At 60.4% G+C, this 15,788-nt stretch carries 16 protein-coding genes; 8 read left to right on the forward strand and 8 right to left on the reverse strand.

The annotated features are described in order from the left end of the window. Position 1 precedes the first annotated feature (1 nt). A complete protein-coding gene (locus ACR0IY_RS19975) occupies positions 2 to 412 on the reverse strand; it encodes a nuclear transport factor 2 family protein (RefSeq protein WP_480676470.1) in 411 nt (136 codons plus the stop codon). Positions 413 to 508: 96 nt separating this feature from the next. Here ACR0IY_RS19975 and ACR0IY_RS19980 point away from each other — a divergent pair, with 96 nt between their 5' ends. Continuing rightward, positions 509 to 1,156: an RluA family pseudouridine synthase gene (locus ACR0IY_RS19980; RefSeq protein ID WP_480676472.1), complete on the forward strand. Its 648-nt coding sequence runs from the start codon at positions 509 to 511 to the stop codon at positions 1,154 to 1,156. Between the two features lie 2 nt (positions 1,157 to 1,158). Here the strand turns inward: ACR0IY_RS19980 and ACR0IY_RS19985 are convergent, their stop codons facing one another. Further along, positions 1,159 to 1,344 (reverse strand): hypothetical protein, encoded by a 186-nt coding sequence (locus ACR0IY_RS19985; protein WP_480676474.1) that lies wholly within the window; start codon positions 1,342 to 1,344, stop codon positions 1,159 to 1,161. 102 nt (positions 1,345 to 1,446) lie between these two features. Here ACR0IY_RS19985 and ACR0IY_RS19990 point away from each other — a divergent pair, with 102 nt between their 5' ends. The 4 genes from ACR0IY_RS19990 (at position 1,447) to ACR0IY_RS20005 (ending at position 4,424) form a co-directional block, all read left to right on the forward strand. Continuing rightward, positions 1,447 to 2,139, forward strand: a complete 693-nt coding sequence (locus tag ACR0IY_RS19990) for a helix-turn-helix transcriptional regulator (RefSeq protein ID WP_480676476.1) — start codon at positions 1,447 to 1,449, stop codon at positions 2,137 to 2,139. A gap of 118 nt (positions 2,140 to 2,257) precedes the next feature. After that, a complete protein-coding gene (locus tag ACR0IY_RS19995; protein WP_480676478.1) occupies positions 2,258 to 2,929 on the forward strand; it encodes a YiaD family glycine zipper/OmpA-like lipoprotein in 672 nt (223 codons plus the stop codon). Positions 2,930 to 3,042: 113 nt separating this feature from the next. Then, positions 3,043 to 3,585 carry an NADPH-dependent FMN reductase gene (locus ACR0IY_RS20000; protein WP_480676506.1) on the forward strand — a complete coding sequence of 181 codons (543 nt, stop codon included), beginning with the start codon at positions 3,043 to 3,045 and terminating at the stop codon, positions 3,583 to 3,585. Between the two features lie 38 nt (positions 3,586 to 3,623). Further along, a complete protein-coding gene (locus ACR0IY_RS20005; RefSeq protein WP_480676480.1) occupies positions 3,624 to 4,424 on the forward strand; it encodes an HTD2 family dehydratase in 801 nt (266 codons plus the stop codon). Here the strand turns inward: ACR0IY_RS20005 and ACR0IY_RS20010 are convergent. After that, entirely contained in the window at positions 4,416 to 5,456 is a 1,041-nt protein-coding gene (locus ACR0IY_RS20010; protein WP_480676482.1) for an NAD(P)/FAD-dependent oxidoreductase, read from the reverse strand. The two genes, ACR0IY_RS20005 and ACR0IY_RS20010, sit on opposite strands and share 9 nt — an antisense overlap. A 49-nt stretch (positions 5,457 to 5,505) precedes the next feature. Here ACR0IY_RS20010 and mnmC2 point away from each other — a divergent pair, with 49 nt between their 5' ends. Together mnmC2 and ACR0IY_RS20020 are read left to right on the forward strand one after the other, a co-directional pair. After that, positions 5,506 to 6,171 (forward strand): tRNA (5-methylaminomethyl-2-thiouridine)(34)-methyltransferase MnmC2, encoded by a 666-nt coding sequence (mnmC2, locus tag ACR0IY_RS20015; protein ID WP_480676484.1) that lies wholly within the window; start codon positions 5,506 to 5,508, stop codon positions 6,169 to 6,171. Continuing rightward, positions 6,168 to 7,037 (forward strand): DMT family transporter, encoded by an 870-nt coding sequence (locus tag ACR0IY_RS20020; protein ID WP_480676486.1) that lies wholly within the window; start codon positions 6,168 to 6,170, stop codon positions 7,035 to 7,037. Before mnmC2 ends, ACR0IY_RS20020 begins: the two co-directional genes overlap by 4 nt. Here ACR0IY_RS20020 and ACR0IY_RS20025 read toward each other — a convergent pair. After that, entirely contained in the window at positions 7,011 to 8,975 is a 1,965-nt protein-coding gene (locus ACR0IY_RS20025; protein ID WP_480676488.1) for a lytic transglycosylase domain-containing protein, read from the reverse strand. The genes ACR0IY_RS20020 and ACR0IY_RS20025 overlap by 27 nt on opposite strands. A 133-nt stretch (positions 8,976 to 9,108) precedes the next feature. On the opposite strand from ACR0IY_RS20025, the gene dapA reads away from it, so the two are divergent. Further along, the gene (dapA, locus tag ACR0IY_RS20030) at positions 9,109 to 9,981 is read left to right on the forward strand and encodes a 4-hydroxy-tetrahydrodipicolinate synthase (protein WP_480676490.1); all 873 of its coding nucleotides are present in this window, start codon (positions 9,109 to 9,111) and stop codon (positions 9,979 to 9,981) included. Positions 9,982 to 10,037: 56 nt separating this feature from the next. Here dapA and ACR0IY_RS20035 read toward each other — a convergent pair whose 3' ends face one another. From ACR0IY_RS20035 to pta, 4 genes are all read right to left on the reverse strand, one after another. Further along, entirely contained in the window at positions 10,038 to 10,907 is an 870-nt protein-coding gene (locus tag ACR0IY_RS20035; protein ID WP_480676492.1) for a dimethyl sulfoxide reductase anchor subunit family protein, read from the reverse strand. Beyond that, positions 10,907 to 11,674, reverse strand: coding sequence for a 4Fe-4S dicluster domain-containing protein (locus tag ACR0IY_RS20040; RefSeq protein ID WP_480676494.1), 768 nt, complete (start codon positions 11,672 to 11,674; stop codon positions 10,907 to 10,909). Before ACR0IY_RS20040 ends, ACR0IY_RS20035 begins: the two co-directional genes overlap by 1 nt. A 109-nt stretch (positions 11,675 to 11,783) precedes the next feature. Further along, the gene (locus tag ACR0IY_RS20045) at positions 11,784 to 14,597 is read right to left on the reverse strand and encodes a molybdopterin oxidoreductase family protein (protein ID WP_480676496.1); all 2,814 of its coding nucleotides are present in this window, start codon (positions 14,595 to 14,597) and stop codon (positions 11,784 to 11,786) included. Between the two features lie 73 nt (positions 14,598 to 14,670). Next, entirely contained in the window at positions 14,671 to 15,693 is a 1,023-nt protein-coding gene (gene pta / locus ACR0IY_RS20050; protein WP_480676498.1) for a phosphate acetyltransferase, read from the reverse strand. Between the last annotated feature and the right edge of the window lie 95 nt (positions 15,694 to 15,788).

A 15,788-nucleotide genomic window follows, 5' to 3' on the forward strand; every position in this document is an offset into this window, starting at 1 on the left:
GTCAGCTCAGTGCGTTTTTGTACTCGAGAAAGCGGGGGTCAGTCATGACGCGGGCCATCATGGCCTCGCGCAGCGCACCGATTGTTTTGTACGGGCGCATCACGACTTCGAATTTCTGGATCAGCCCGTCTTCGTTCAGGGTGATCAAATCCGTGCCGACCGCATCGAGATCACCAACTTTGCACTGAAACTCAAGCGCCCAATCATTGCCGCTACCCATGACCCTGCGATAGCTGAAATCGTTGAAGACTTGTCCGACATGGCCCAGAACAGCGGCCACAGGCGCGCGGCCAGTCCAAGTGCTGTAATAGGTGGGTGGCATGAACTGGACGTCCTCGGCCAGTAGCTCCTGAATCAGGGTTTCGTCGCCCTTGGCAACAACTTCTTGCATGCGTTTGATCGTCGGGTGCATGTGGTCTCCTGTGAATCTCGCGCAAGAGTTGCCGAACGCCGCGCAGCAGGCAAGGACGACGTTGCGGGAAGTGGCGCGCTGCGTTAGGCAGCCCGCATGACTGAGACTTACGATCCCCCACAGACGCCGCTGGATGTTCTGTACGAAGATGCGCAGCTGATTGTGGTGAACAAACCCTCGGGATTGTTGTCGGTCCCGGGGCGCGGTGCGCATCTGTCCGATTGCTTGTTAACGCGGGTGCAGGCAGCGTTTCCGCAGGCCTTGCTGGTGCATCGATTGGATCGAGATACATCAGGTGTGATGGTTTTCGCCCAGTCCCCGCATGCACAGCGTCATCTGAGCATGCAATTCGAGAACCGCCAGACGCGGAAAACCTATGTTGCACGTGTCTGGGGACGGGTTGAACCCAAGGCCGGAACCGTCGATCTGCCGCTGATCGTGGACTGGCCCAATCGCCCGCGGCAGATGGTGTGTCACGAGACGGGCAAGCCAGCCGTTACCGACTGGCGTGTGGTCAAGTATGAAGGCGAGACGACCCGCCTGCGCCTGTTTCCCAAGACGGGTCGGTCACATCAACTGCGGGTTCACATGCTGGCGCTGGGTCACCCGATACTGGGTGACCCGTTCTATGCTGAAGGGGCAGCGCGCGATTTTCCGCGCCTGATGCTGCACTCAGAAGAACTGCGCCTGAAGAACCCCGAAGGCGGGGTTGCGATGAAATTTCGCGCCAAGGCGGATTTCTGAGCCTAGGCCGGGCTGGTCCACAACAACTTCAGATTGCCCAGCGAAAACCGTCTGCTGCGTTTTCTGGGGGCCTTGGGGCAACGGGCGGCCATGATTTCGCGCTCGATTTCAAAGGCGCGCAGGCGGTGGTCCTGTGACCAGCGGCCCAGTTGCAGGGTCATCATTACATGATTGTCGAGGCTTGGCATGGTGGGTCTCCTTTCATTTGTTCTTCAGCCTCGCCCATCACTCCTGACACCACCTTGTCAGGGGGGTATGCTAGAGTGTCAGCAGATTAGCCGGAGACACCGATGCGCCGCTCAACCCGCCTGTTTGAAATCATTCAGATTCTGCGCGCCGCAGAGGCCCCGGTGACGGCCGACGCCCTGGCGGAGAAGCTCGAGGTGTCCACGCGCACGGTGTATCGCGACATCGCGGCGTTGCAGGCCCAGCGGACCCCGATTGAGGGTGAGGCCGGGGTTGGGTACCTGATGCGGCGGGGCTATGACCTACCCCCGCTGAATTTCGACGCGGAAGAGGTCGAGGCGCTGTGGGTTGGCCTGTCGATGCTGGCGCGCACCGGTGACAGCACCCTGCAACAGGCCGCCGACCGGGTGTGTCGCAAGATCGAGGCCCTGCGTGCGCCTGCCGATTGGTTGCAGGTCGCGCCATGGGGAGCACCCAAGGACGACCCGGCCAAGGGCTGTGTTCCGGTGGTGAATTACCGCGAAGCCATTCGCGATGAACGCAAGATCCGCATCACCTATGTCAATTCCAAAGGCGACCGGACCGAACGGATCGTCCGGCCGGTGGCTTTGATCTACCACATCGAATGCACGATGCTTGCTGCGTGGTGCGAATTGAGGAATGGATTCCGTCATTTCAGGACGGACAGGATCTGGGCTTGCGACCTGACTGAGGATCACTTTTGCGGGCAGGGTGAACCCTTACGTGCCATCTGGCAGGAGCAGAACCACTGGGATGAACCCGCAAGGGCCCGCTGAGCGGCGGGGAATTGCCGACTTCACCGGATTGTTGCTTGTGACTGCGCAAATGCAACGCGATATACTGCGCCAAACAAAACGCGTCCGTTGAACGGATGCACGAGCAGAGGGTGAATCCATGACGATTTCCAAATTTGTTTTGTCCGCCGGGCTGTGCTCGGTTCTGTTTCTGGGGGCCTGCACGGACCCCGGCACGCTGAACCTGCCCGCTGATCCCAACCAGAACACCAGGCAAGGCGCGATTCTGGGTGGTCTGGTAGGCGCTGGTGTCGGCGCGATTGCCAATGACTCGGATCCGCTATTGGGTGCGTTGGCCGGTGGTGCCATCGGAGCAGCGGGTGGTGGTCTGATTGGCAACCAACTGGATAAACAAGCCGCCGAGCTGCGTCAGCAACTGGCGAATGACGGGATTACCATCGTCAATGCCGGGGATCGCCTGATTGTAACCGTGCCGAACGATATCACCTTTGACACCGACAGTTCGACCGTACGCCCGGCGTTGCGGTCCGATCTGGTGCGTGTGGGACAGAATTTGGTGCGCTATCCCAACTCGAACGTACAGGTCATCGGCCACACTGACAGTGATGGCGAAGCCTCTTACAATCAGGGGCTCTCCGAACGCCGCGCCCGGTCCGTGGCAGATATCCTTCAGGCCAATGGTGTGAGCGGCGCCCGGATTTCAACGATCGGGCTGGGCGAAAACAGGCCCGCTGCCTCGAACCTGACACCCGAGGGAAAGGCCCAGAACCGCCGGGTCGATATCGAAATTATCCCCAACGGTCGAACCTAAAATCAGGGGGCACCTAAGGGTGTCCTATTTTGCACATTGACTGCGCGTCACCAGGTCTATGGTGCGCGCAAACTTTGGGCTAGCTATGGGGAAACATCATGACGGAGATCCCTATGTCCGAACCGATTCTTCTGAGCCTCTCGGGCTCGCTGCGCCAGAGCGCCACCAACCGTAAACTGCTGCGCGAGGCGGCGCGGTTGTTCAACCCCGGCATCCATATCGAAGCCGACCTGAACTTGCCGCTCTATGATGGGGATCTTGAAGACGGCGAAGGCATTCCCGAAGCGGTGCAGATTTTGTCAGATCAGATCGCGCAGGCGCATGCGGTGATCATTTCCACCCCGGAATACAACAAGGGGCCGTCTGGTGTTCTAAAAAATGCGTTGGACTGGGTCAGCCGGACCGAAGGACGCCCCTGGGCCGACAAGCCGGTCGCAGTGATGTCCGCCGCCGCAGGCCGTGCGGGCGGAGAACGTGCGCAGATGGTGCTGCGCGGTTATATGGTGCCTTTCCAGCCACGCATCCTGCAAGGGCCCGAGATTCATCTGGCCAGCAGTTCGAACGAATTTGACGAGCAGGGAAAGTTGATCAGCGAACGCTATGAAAACAGCCTGCGCACCCTGATGGAAAAGCTGCGGGCCGAGGCGGGCTACTGAAGCTTGTGCGCGGTAGCCGGGCTGCCTAATCTGCCGCCATGGCAGAGGAAATCCAATCCGATGTGATGGACCCAGCGCGTGCTGCAGCATTGCAGGCGACGCTGGGTCAGAATGTGACGATTACGGATGGCACGGCGCTGCCTCCGTTCTTTCACAACTTGTATTTCTGGTCTCCACGCCCTCCGGCTGAGCTGGGTCGCGACGGGCATCCAAGGGTCGGCGGTGACCTGATCCCTGACATGGGCCTGCCGCGCCGCATGTGGGCCGGGGGGCGGTTGCAGTTTCACAAACCTCTGATTGCAGGCGTCGAGGCGGAACGTCAATCCAAGCGGGAAAGTTCTGCATCAAAGATCGGGCGCACTGGGCCGTTGGGCTTTGTCACCCTGCGTCACACGTTCTGGCAGGACAAGGCCCTTTGCCTGACCGAATGGCAGGATTTGGTTTATCGTCGGGACCCACTGGCCGAGGACGTCAAACCCACCCCTCCGACGGCGCGAACGGATGAAACAGACCGGCGTGAGGTTTCCTTCGATTCTACCCTGCTGTTCCGCTATTCGGCGCTGACCTTCAACGGCCATCGCATCCATTATGATCTTGACTATGCTCGTGACGTTGAGGGCTATGCTGGTTTGGTCGTGCACGGCCCTCTGTTGGCGCAGTTGTTGATGTTGTACGCAGAAGACCTGATGGGGCCGATGGCACAGTTTTTGTTCCGCGCCTCTTCGCCCCTGATGCATTTCGAAACAGCGACTCTGTGCCGGAACGGTCCGGCCCTGTGGGTGCGCGGCCCAGACGGGCGACAATGCATGACAGCCGAGGTTGTATCGCGGTCAGAGTGACGCCTCTGGCCGGAAGTCATCCGGGATCGCGTCACGCCCGTCCAGAACCAGATCGGCCATGACCTCGGCCACTTTCGGGGCCATGCCAAAGCCGATCTTGAACCCTCCGTTGGCGATGAACTGCCCGGTGTGCAGCGGGTGTGCGCCCAGCATCGGCGCGCGGCTTTTGCTGCGGGGGCGGACACCAGCCCAGCGTTCGATGACCTCGGCACCATGCAGAACCGGGACAGCGCGGGTGGCGCGGTCCAGAACATCATCCAGCGCTGCGTCGGTGCTGGTCGGGTCGTCATAGTCACGTTCCGAGGTCGATCCGATTGCCAAGGTTCTATCCGCGTGCGGAACGATGTGAACCGCGTCCGCAAACAGTTGTGGAACCTCGCCCGCGTCGAACCGCAGCAGCGCCGCCTGTCCCTTGACGCCATTGCCGACGGTTTTCCCGAACGCCTGACTCAGTTCCTGCAACCCGGCCAGCCCGGTGGCGTGGATGACGTGGCCGTGATCCGGCGCCTCCGCCTGTACCGAAACTCCCATGACCGCCAGGGCCGAGACTAGCGCGGCACAGGCGCGGCGGGGATGCATTCGGGCGCTCAGCGAATCGTGGATCACGAACCCGGTCGGGCTGGGTGGGCACCAGGAACCAAGTGCTTGGGTCTCAACAACGCGCCATTCGGCGCGGCCTTGCCACAACTCTGCCGCTGTCCCTGCGCGGGCATGGGCCAGCTCAAGTGTGCGGGCGTCGGCAATGGGCTGCAGCCGGCCTAGCCGCGCGTATCCGGGTGACACGCCGCCGGTGGTCTCGACTTGTTTCCAGAACGGTTCGGCCATGATCAGGCTTTCGAATTGAAAGGCTTTCTTGGCGTTCCAGTTCTCGGGCACATGCGGGGCCAATGCACCGACCAGACCGCCGCTTGAGCCTGCACCGGGGCCGAACGGATCGATGACCTGCACCTTTGCGCCGCGCCGGGCGCAGGTCCAGGCGATGGACAGGCCGAATATCCCCGCACCGCGCACCGTCACATCGACCATTGCCATTCCCCTTTTCCTTGTTCAGTGTCGCGCCGCTTAGCTACAGGATTCCCCGATGGCAGACCAGCGTGCCGAACTGACATGGACCGAGGATCAGATCCCGGTCTCGGATCGATTCGATGACCCGTATTACTCGTTGCAAAACGGGTTGGAGGAGACACGGCACGTGTTTCTCGCAGGCAATGATCTGCCCACGCGGTTCGCGCCGGGGTTTCATATCGCCGAACTGGGTTTCGGCACCGGTCTGAACATGCTGACCGTGTGGGCAGAATGGGAGAAGTCCGGTCAGACAACGCCGTTGACCTTCACCAGTTTTGAGGCGTTTCCGATGGCCCCAGAGGACATGTCCCGTGCGCTGGCGGCCTTCCCTGAGCTTGTCCCATGGAGCGAGAGGTTTCTGGCCCGATGGCAGGGCGGTACATGCGATCTGGGGTCTTTGCGACTGGCAGTTGTCGAGGGCGATGCGCGCCAGACATTGCCTGCATGGGCGAACAAGGCCGATGCCTGGTTTCTGGACGGGTTTTCTCCGGCCAAGAACCCGGAATTGTGGGGCGCGGACCTGATGCAGCATGTGGCTGACCACACCGCGGCGGGGGGCACGGCGGCCACATATACCGCCGCCGGATTTGTGCGTCGCGGGCTGGACGAGGCCGGATTTACCGTCACCCGAACCCCCGGCTATGGCCGCAAACGCCACATGACCCGGGCGATCCGGGAATGACGCAGCAGAACAACGCCCGCGCCGGAATCGCGCTGATGATCGGGGCGACCATCGTGTTTGCCCTGCAGGACGGGATCTCGCGGCACTTGGCCGGGACCTACAACACCTACATGGTCGTCATGATCCGGTATTGGTTCTTTGCTGCCTTTGTCGTCGCACTGGCCGCACGCGCCCCTGGTGGGCTAAGGGCAGCGGCCCGGACCAGCCAGTTAGGGTTGCAAAGCCTTCGTGGCGTTTTGTTGGCGGGTGAGATTTGCGTGGCGGTTTTTGGTTTCACAGTGCTTGGCCTGATTGACAGTATGGCCGTCTTTATCTGTTATCCGCTGCTGGTTGCGGCGCTTAGCGGCCCGGTGCTGGGGGAAAAAGTCGGATGGCGGCGCTGGGCGGCGATCGGTGTCGGGTGCATCGGGGTGCTGATCATTCTGCAGCCGGGCGTGGGCGTGTTTAACCCCTGGGCCGTTATCCCGCTGATTTCGGCACTGATGTTTGCGGTGTATGGATTGCTGACCCGCTATGTTGCCCGCAAGGACAGCGCGGCCACCAGTTTCTTCTGGACCGGGATCGTCGGGGCCGTGGCCATGACGCTGGTGGGGATGTGGTTCTGGGAACCCATGGCGCAAAGCGACTGGCTGTGGATGGCGCTGCTGTGTGTCAGCGGCGTGACGGGCCATTGGCTGCTGATCAAATGCTATGAAATGGCTGAGGCCAGTGCGGTGCAGCCCTTTGCCTATTTCCATCTGGTCTGGAGTGCGATTCTGGGTATTTCGATCTTTGGCGAGTCGCTGCGCCCTGAGGTGGTCACAGGCGCAGCTTTGGTTGTGGCCGCCGGGCTGTTCACCCTATGGCGCGAACGACGCCAGAGTTGATCCTGTCAGCTCCTGCGAGAACGGGACTGGCAGGGCGGGCTGGCCCAGACGGGCGCGATAGACCGGCAGGCTTTCCGCCACTCGCATCACGTAGTTGCGGGTCTCGCTGAAGGGGATGGTTTCGATCCAGTCGACCACGTCGATCTCACCCGCGCGCGGGTCGCCATAGCGATCCATCCACGAGATTGGCCGACGCGGACCGGCGTTATAGCCCGCCGCCATCATCACCACGTTTCCATTGAAATCCGCCGCCAGACCCGACAAGTAATTCGCACCCAGCTTGGCATTGTATTGCCAGTCCGAGGTAAGCTTCACCGTCTTGTGCCCGCTGAGAATGCCCAGTTCTTTTGCGACCAACTGCGCCGTCGCAGGCATCACCTGCATCAATCCGCGTGCCCCTGCACCGCTGACCACCACCGGGTCAAACTCGCTCTCGCGGCGGGCGATGGCCAGTGTCATCTCTTTCGCCATTGGCAGGCCCATATCGGCCACCGGGTGCACCGGGTAATAGGCAGCGGGCAGAACCACACCGGTTTTTGCAGCGCGTTTGGCAATCATGACGGCGAGGTGGGGTTCCTTCAGTTCGATCACCAGATCGCCCAGCTGCGTGGCTTGAACCTGATCCAGTTCTTCGACCAGATGGGTCAGAAAACGCTCGGACAGATTGTCTTCTCCGGCGCGCAGCAACAGCAATCCGGCCTCCAGCACGCTGGAATCGGCAAAATCGGCCTGTTTCCAATGCGGCGCCCTGCGGGGGTTGGCCAATTCCGTGTCGAAGGGGCGCCCGATCTGCTCGGCCGCTAGCAGGCCGTAGAACGAAGTTTGATAATCCGCGCCCGTGGCGTAGGCCTCATAAGCTTTGTCGGCATCGCCCTGTGCAGCATAGGCCCGGCCCAGCCAATAGCCGCCGCGCCCTTTCGAGATAGGGGACTGCACTGCGCCCGAAAAGTTCTGGAAATGCCGTACCGCCGTGGCGGGATCATTCAGCTTGCGCAGGGCAAGGAAGCCGGCCAGCCATTCAAGATCCGCGTAAGCATAACCCATTTCCGGGGTCATGTGGTGTGTGGCGGCGATCTGATAGGCCTTGTTCACGTCACCATTGCGCATTTCGAGCCGCGCCAGACGGCGGCGGCCTTCGGACCATTTGTCGGGCTCACCCAACGCGTCAGGCCCGGTGGAACGAGCGAGCATCAGATCGATCGCGCTGTCGTCCAACTCTTTCTTGTCGCGCCAGACGAACCGATCGAATGCCAGACCGGGTGAATCGACCAAAGACTTCGGCACGGCGGCAACCTTGGTATCCACGCCCGGCTGCCGTTTTTGAAGTGCGATGCGCGCCTCGGCTAGCTTGCGCTGGTCCGCGCTAACCAGCGGCAGCATCTGCCCTGCGCTGACAAGGTGATTGTCCCAAAGCATCCGGTCCAGCCGGGCCTCGTGATGGGGTTTCAGCAGTTTGCCGAAATTCTCAAGGTAGTCCTTTTGCAGGCCCGACCCCATCGGCATTGTGCGCCATGCGGTAACAATATCGGCCTCGGCATCGCCTTGACGGCCTTTGGCTTTCAGTGCCACGGCATAGTTCAACGCACCTTCGGCGGTTTGCGGTGGCACATCGGCATAGAATTTCAGAACCCGGTCAGGATCGGCGCCCGTAAAGGCCGGTTCGCTTTTTCGGCGCAGCCATGCCAGCCCTGGCCAGTCCGGGCGGCGGTCAAGGAACACCAGCACATCACCCGAGCTACCGAATCCTTCGCGCAGCCAATGCCAGACGATGATATCGCGGCTGACCGACCCCCGATTGCCCGACACACGCAGGGCCGCATTCCAGTCGCCCTTGCGCATTTCATTTATACCAGCCCGCAAATCGCCCGCCGCATCGGCTTGCGCTTGCCCGATTGACCCAAAAATCACCGCTATCAATAGCGCCAGAACGCGTGTCATGCCTTGCATTTCCCAACAAACCAAGGATAGAGCCATTCAGGATAAACCTTGCGCCGCCGGGATCAACTGACATCGCTACGATTGTGATGACTCCAGGCGCAAAAAACACAACCTACACTCTAAGGAGCGTGTCATGTTCAAAGGCTCTATGCCAGCCCTCGTCACCCCGTTCAGCAACGGCGAGTTGGACCTGGATACGCTCAAACGTTTGGTGGAATGGCATATTCAGGAAGGTTCGACCGGGCTGGTTCCTGTCGGTACTACCGGTGAAAGCCCGACGCTGAGCCACGAAGAACATGAGACCGTTATCGAAGTGGTGGTCAAAGCCGCAGCCGGGCGCGTTCCGGTTATAGCCGGTGCAGGGTCCAACAACACCGTAGAGGCGATCCGCTTTGTGCGATTCGCCGAGAAAGTCGGTGCGGCCGCTGCGTTGGTCGTCACGCCCTATTACAACAAGCCGACCCAAAGGGGGCTGTTGGCTCATTTCCGGGCGCTGCATGACGGGGCGAATGTTCCGATCATCATCTACAACATCCCGGGCCGGTCGGTGATCGACATGACGCCTGAGACGATGGGTGAACTGGCCCGGCTGCCGCGCATAGTCGGTGTCAAGGACGCCACCGGTGATCTGGCGCGCGTCAGCCAGCAGCGAGCCAGCTGTGGCGCGGACTTTTGTCAGTTGTCGGGTGAAGACGCGACAGCTCTGGGCTTCAACGCGCATGGCGGCGTGGGCTGTATTTCGGTCACGGCAAACGTTGCGCCGAAGCTGTGCGCGGAATTCCAACAAGCCACCCTGGACGGTGATTATGCCAAAGCGCTGGCGTATCAGGACCGCTTGATGCCGTTGCACGAAGCGATCTTTATCGAGCCCGGTCTGGTTGGGGCGAAATACGCACTCAGCAAGCTAGGCCTGTGCCGTGAAGAGGTGCGGTCGCCCCTGACCACGCTGGAAGACAGCACCAAAGCCGCCATTGATGCGGCGATGACCCACGCGGGACTGATCTGAATCGAAGAAGCAGAATTGAAAAAGGCGTCTTCGGTTATTCCGAGGCCGCCTTTTCTTTATCGTTTACCGTAGTACAGCCCGACCACGTGTTCCGCCTGTGCAAAAAACAGCCAGCGCGAGATTGCCACGCCTGCCACATGGGACAGCACCGCCAGCAAGGCGAAGAAATGGTTGAAGGGCAGGAAGATCAAAATGACGGGTAGAAAGAAGGCCAGCGTAAACGAGATCACCCGAAGCTTGTCGGCATGTTTGCGGCCGACGACATGCACGAATTCCTTCAGCAGGTAATTGGTGCCGGTATGCGGTGGCTCGAACGCGCGCACCGCGCCGCGCGGCCCCAGGCCGGTGGCAGTGCCAAGGTTTGTTCCGGACCGTTCGAAAGCTTTGTCGCCCTGCCACCAATACAATGCTTGTATGGTGGCCGCGATGAGCAAAAGCGGCACGACCATCACTTGGCCCGCCAGTAGCGAACCACCCGCAAGGCTCAGGCTGACAAACAGAGCAGGGGTCAGCTTCATGTTCCAACGCGGAATAGTCTTGAGTTGCGTGTAGATCATTGACGTGGTGAACACGGTCGCCAGAGACAACGCGGCACCGATAACGCCCAGAACGCCCCAGTGCTGGCCGAAAAAGACCGCGCCGATGGCATAAAGCCCCATGACGATCAGAGCGGTCACGGCACACCAACCCTCACGGCTGAGCCAACTGGACCGCCATTGAGTGAACGCTTTCATCGCGCGTTCCGGGTGCCCTAGGTGAAAGGTCGAGGCCATCAACCCACCAACGGACAGCCCATAAGCGATGAGATAGAAGAAAAAGGCGGTCCAGCCTGTAACGTCCGGCGCTCCGAGGCCCAGAAAGAACAGCAGGCCAAAGCCCAGACCAGACAGCGTGGTGAAGATGATGACTGAAGGGGCCGGATGCATCAGAGCTTCTCCAGAGTTTTGTCGAGCCAGCCAAGGAACCCTTTTGGTTCTTCGGCAACTGGGGCCAGAAGCGGGGCCAGAATGTCGATCTGGTCTTCGATCCGATCCTTGGGTCGCGGTGGCAGGTATTTGTTGACGGGTTTGGTGCCCATTTCCGGCATCAGGTCCATGCCGTCGCGTTCGGCCACCAATTTGCTTACATCGCTGTCGGGATCGCCCAGATCGCCGAAATGGCGGGCTCCGGCGGGGCAGGTACGAACGCAGGAGGGGATGCGGTCCACCTCGGGCAGGTTTTCGTTGTAGATGCGGTCCACGCAGAGGGTGCATTTCTTCATCACGCCCTCGGCCATGTCCAGTTCACGCGCACCATAGGGGCAGGACCACGCGCACAGGCCGCAGCCGATACAGTCGCTTTCATTGACCAGAACGATGCCATCCTCGACCCGTTTGTAGCTGGCCCCGGTGGGGCAGACGGTGACACAAGGTGCGTCCTCGCAATGCAGGCAGGATTTGGGGAAGTGGACCAGTTGGGCTGCGGGGATGGGTTGGGCGTCAGTCGGAGTGGGCTGCACTTCGTAGGAATGCACCCGGTTGAGGAACGTGCCGGATGGGTTCGCGCCATAGGCATCCTGATCCGATAGGGGCGCGCCATAGTTTTCGGTATTCCAGCCCTTGCACGAGATCACGCAGGCGTGGCAGCCGACACAGGTATCCAGGTCGATGACCAGACCCATCTTGCGCTCGGTTGATTGGGGGAGCTGGGTCATGTCAGGGCACCTCCGCTATGGTGGACGGGAGAGGGGACCAGGCCCCTCTTGAGTCTGAGGCTCAATTCACCCCCGGGGTATTTTGGGCTAGATGAAGTGCGGATTCTGATCATTTGCCCACCTTCCACGCCAGATCTTTCGGGCCGGTTCCGACCGGTGACTTGATGGGTTTGAATTCCGGCTGGCTTTCAGCGTCTGACGGAGGATCCGCCTTTTCGAGTTTGACCTTCAGGTCGAACCAAGCGGCTTGACCCGTTATTGGATCGGAATTGGCCCATCGCATACCGTCACCTTTTGCAGGCAGCAGTTCGTGGATCAGGTGGTTGAGCAGAAACCCCTTGGTGGCTTCAGGCGCATCATCCTGCAAGGCCCAGGCGCCCTTGCGTTTGCCAATGGCGTTCCAGGTCCAGACGGTGTTTTCATTCAGCGCGGCCATTTCCATGACGGGTACCGTGATTTCACCGTGCGGAGAGCTGACCTTGGCCCAATCTCCGTCCTGCAGCCCATGCTCACGCATCAGCTTGGTGGGTACATAGAGAGGGTTGCGCCCGTGCAGCTGACGCAGCCACGCGTTCTGGGTGCCCCAGCTGTGATACATCGCCATCGGGCGTTGGGTTAGGGCATTGATCGTGAAGCCTTCGTTGCCTTGCTGGTCGGTTTCGTACCAGATCGGCAGCGGGTCCATCGTATCCTTGATCCGCTGACGCAGGTGTTCGGGCGGTTGGCGATCTCCGTGCCCTTCGGCGGCCAGCTGGAATCTGCGCATCGGCTCTGAATAGAGCTGGAACAGGTAGGGCTGTGGGCTGTCATAGATGCCCATGCCCACGGCCCAATCCTGATAGGCCGCGTTCCAGGGTTTGTAATAATCGGCCCCTTCGGGAATATGCGCGACGTAGAAGCCGCCATTTTCGATGTAGCGGTTCAACTGGTCCGGATTAACCTCGCCGCGACCTTCCTTGTCGCCGTTTTCGCCCCGGAACCCGGCCAGGGGGCCAATACCAGGCTTGCGCTGATGATTGACGATATAATCCGCGTAATCCTTCCACTTGGGCGTGCCGTCTTCGTTGGTGAACCCCGGCAGACTCATGCGGTTTGCCAGTTGGATAAGGACCGACTGAAACCCGCGTACGTCGCGGTCGGGTTCTACCACCGGCCAGCGAATTGCGTCGGCGGCGGCGTCGGCCTCGCAGATCGGGCGGTCCAGCAGCGAGATGCAATCGTGCCGTTCCAGATAGGTGGTGTCGGGCAGGACCAAATCGGCATAGGCCACCATTTCCGAAGAATAGGCATCGGAATAGATGATATTCGGGATGATGTAATTGCCGTCGTCGTCACGGGCGGTCAGCATTTCCATCACGCCCTTGGTGTTCATGGATGAATTCCACGACATGTTTGCCATGTACATGAACAACGTGTCGATCTTGTAGGGATCACCCGCTGCCGCATTCGAGATCACCATATGCATCAACCCGTGAGCCGACATAGGGTTTTCCCAAGTGAACGCCTTGTCGATGCGCTGAGCTGTGCCGCAATCGTCGATCAACAGGTCTTCGGGGCCACGCACAAATCCCAGGTGCGGGCCTTCAAGCGGGCGTCCGGGGCGGCGGTCTCCGTGCGGGCTGGGATGGGCTTCGATCGGTTTGGGGTAGGGGGGTTTGAAGCGGAACCCGCCGGGAACCTCGACCGTGCCCAGCAGAATTTGCAGGGTGTGCAGGGCCCGACACGTCTGAAAGCCGTTGGCGTGCGCCGAGATCCCGCGCATCGCGTGGAAGCTGACCGGGCGGCCGATCATCTTGCTGTGCGTTTCACCACGGAAATCGGTCCATTCGTGGTCCAATTCGATGGCCTCGTCAAAGGCCACGCGGGCAATTTCGGCCGCGATGGCGCGGATGCGACTGGCAGGGATGCCGCAGCGATCCGCCACGGCCTCGGGCGCGTGGTCATCCGACAGGTATTTCTCGGCCATCAGGTGAAAGACTGGTCGGTGGGTGACGCCGTCTTTTTCGTAAGTGGCGGACAGGTCGGGGCGCACGCCGGGTACGTCAAAAGCGGTCGGTTCGCCAGTGTTGCGATCAATAACCAGCGGTTTGCCATCCGCGTCGCGCAGGAACAGACCCTTTTCGGGGCCTTCCGTCGCGTTCACCAACACCGGAGCATTCGTATGGCGGCTGAGGTAATCCAGATCGATCTTGCCCGCTTTCATCAGCACATGGATCAGTGACAGGATGAACAGACCATCCGTGCCCGGCGTGATTCCAACCCAGTCGTCAGCGACCGCGTTATAGCCGGAACGGATCGGGTTGACCCCGATCACCCGTGCGCCGCGTGCCTTGATCTTTCCGATGCCCATCTTGATCGGGTTGCTGTCATGGTCCTCGGCCACTCCGAACAGCATGAACAGCTTAGTGTGATCCCAGTCGGGCTGACCGAACTCCCAGAACGCGCCCCCCATGGTGTAGATGCCACCCGCCGCCATGTTGACGGAACAGAACCCGCCATGGGCTGCGTAGTTCGGTGTGCCGAAGTTTTGCGCCCAGAAACTGGTGAAGCTCTGGCTCTGGTCGCGCCCGGTGAAGAACGCCAGTTTTTGCGGGGCGGTCTCGTGCAGTTCGTTCAGCCAGCCGACTGCGGTGCTGATCGCCTCATCCCATTCGATTTCGCGAAACTCGCCCGAGCCGCGCGGACCGACACGGCGCAGCGGCTTGCGCAAGCGCGAGGGTGCGTTGACCTGCATGATCCCGGCGCTTCCTTTAGCGCAAAGCACGCCTTTGTTGACCGGGTGGTCGCGGTTGCCCTCGATATAGGCAACCTTGCCGTCTTTCATATGTACATTTATGCCGCATCGACAGGCGCACATGTAGCAGGTGGTTTTTCGGACCTCATCCGAGACCTTGGGCGATGTGTCGATTTTTGGCTGGTTCATGTACGTCCCTTTGGCTGTTGGTTCGATCTTTCCAGCTTTCCGGTTGGATCGAATCCTTTTTTGCTACTTGGAGTTATCCGGATTCGTCCTGTGCTTCCGAGTGTTGGGCCTGTACGGCCGTCACTGCAATCATGTGAAGAACATCTTCGGCCGAGCATCCGCGCGACAGATCGTTCGCCGGTTTGGCAAGCCCCTGCAGGATCGGCCCGATGGCTTCGGCACCTCCGATGCGCTGGGCGATCTTGTACCCAAGATTGCCTGCATCCAGATTGGGAAAGACAAAGACATTTGCTTCACCTTTTAGGGGTGAACCTTTGGCTTTTTTGGCCGCAACGTCTGGTACGAAGGCCGCATCGAACTGCAGTTCGCCGTCGATCAGAAGATTGGGATCGGCGGCCTTGGCAATCTGGGTGGCCTCGACAACCTTCGAGACTTTGGGGTGGCTGGCACTGCCGCCGGTCGAAAACGACAGCATAGCGACCCGCGGGGTTTCATGCGTCAGAGCGCTGTAAGAGGCGGCGGAAGCGCGGGCGATTTCGGCCAGTTCCTGTTCATTGGGGTCCACGACAAGTCCGCAATCGGCAAAGATATGCGCGCCACGGACAGCGTGATGATCCTGACAGTAGAGCATCAGGAAGAAACTGGAAACCATCTTGGCATCAGGGGCCTTGCCGATGATCTGAAGCGCGGCACGAACCGTGTCGGACGTGGTTTCAACCGCGCCACCGACCGTGCCGTCGGCCAGCCCCTCATGCACCAGCATGGCGGCATAATTCAGGCGTTGCCGAATTTGCTGCTGCGCCTTTTCAAGGGTCATCCCTTTATGTTTGCGCAGTTCATAAAGCGCGGTGGCAAAGGCATCGGTATGTGCCGAGTCTTCGGGGTCGTGAATTTCGATTCCCTCGACATCCGATCCGTTTCGCGCTGACAGCAAGGCGCTGACGTTCGCTCGGTCGCCTACAAGAATGATCCGGGCAACCCCTTCGGCGCGTGCTTTCAAAGCGCCCTCGACTACACGTGGATCATCGCCCTCGGCAAGGGCGATGATTTTGTCGGAACTGCTGGCAGCTCCGAGGATAGTGCGCAGAGGCTTCACGCTGTTACGCCTCGGCTTGCGGTTTCATGTCGTTGGCGTTGATGCCTGCGACGGCGACGGGTTTTTTCATGGCGTCGCGGCGGAAGGGTTCACCG

The sequence above is a fragment of the Ruegeria sp. BC1 genome, from assembly GCF_056539305.1.

Excerpts from the sequence above, each read along its gene's own strand:
- ACR0IY_RS19975 (WP_480676470.1), bottom strand. The coding sequence starts at position 412 with ATGCACCCGACGATCAAACGCATGCAAGAAGTTGTTGCCAAGGGCGAC.
- ACR0IY_RS19980 (WP_480676472.1), top strand. The coding sequence starts at position 509 with ATGACTGAGACTTACGATCCCCCACAGACGCCGCTGGATGTTCTGTAC.
- ACR0IY_RS19985 (WP_480676474.1), bottom strand. The coding sequence starts at position 1,344 with ATGCCAAGCCTCGACAATCATGTAATGATGACCCTGCAACTGGGCCGC.
- ACR0IY_RS19990 (WP_480676476.1), top strand. The coding sequence starts at position 1,447 with ATGCGCCGCTCAACCCGCCTGTTTGAAATCATTCAGATTCTGCGCGCC.
- ACR0IY_RS19995 (WP_480676478.1), top strand. The coding sequence starts at position 2,258 with ATGACGATTTCCAAATTTGTTTTGTCCGCCGGGCTGTGCTCGGTTCTG.
- ACR0IY_RS20000 (WP_480676506.1), top strand. The coding sequence starts at position 3,043 with ATGTCCGAACCGATTCTTCTGAGCCTCTCGGGCTCGCTGCGCCAGAGC.
- ACR0IY_RS20005 (WP_480676480.1), top strand. The coding sequence starts at position 3,624 with ATGGCAGAGGAAATCCAATCCGATGTGATGGACCCAGCGCGTGCTGCA.
- ACR0IY_RS20010 (WP_480676482.1), bottom strand. The coding sequence starts at position 5,456 with ATGGCAATGGTCGATGTGACGGTGCGCGGTGCGGGGATATTCGGCCTG.
- mnmC2 (WP_480676484.1), top strand. The coding sequence starts at position 5,506 with ATGGCAGACCAGCGTGCCGAACTGACATGGACCGAGGATCAGATCCCG.
- ACR0IY_RS20020 (WP_480676486.1), top strand. The coding sequence starts at position 6,168 with ATGACGCAGCAGAACAACGCCCGCGCCGGAATCGCGCTGATGATCGGG.
- ACR0IY_RS20025 (WP_480676488.1), bottom strand. The coding sequence starts at position 8,975 with ATGACACGCGTTCTGGCGCTATTGATAGCGGTGATTTTTGGGTCAATC.
- dapA (WP_480676490.1), top strand. The coding sequence starts at position 9,109 with ATGTTCAAAGGCTCTATGCCAGCCCTCGTCACCCCGTTCAGCAACGGC.
- ACR0IY_RS20035 (WP_480676492.1), bottom strand. The coding sequence starts at position 10,907 with ATGCATCCGGCCCCTTCAGTCATCATCTTCACCACGCTGTCTGGTCTG.
- ACR0IY_RS20040 (WP_480676494.1), bottom strand. The coding sequence starts at position 11,674 with ATGACCCAGCTCCCCCAATCAACCGAGCGCAAGATGGGTCTGGTCATC.
- ACR0IY_RS20045 (WP_480676496.1), bottom strand. The coding sequence starts at position 14,597 with ATGAACCAGCCAAAAATCGACACATCGCCCAAGGTCTCGGATGAGGTC.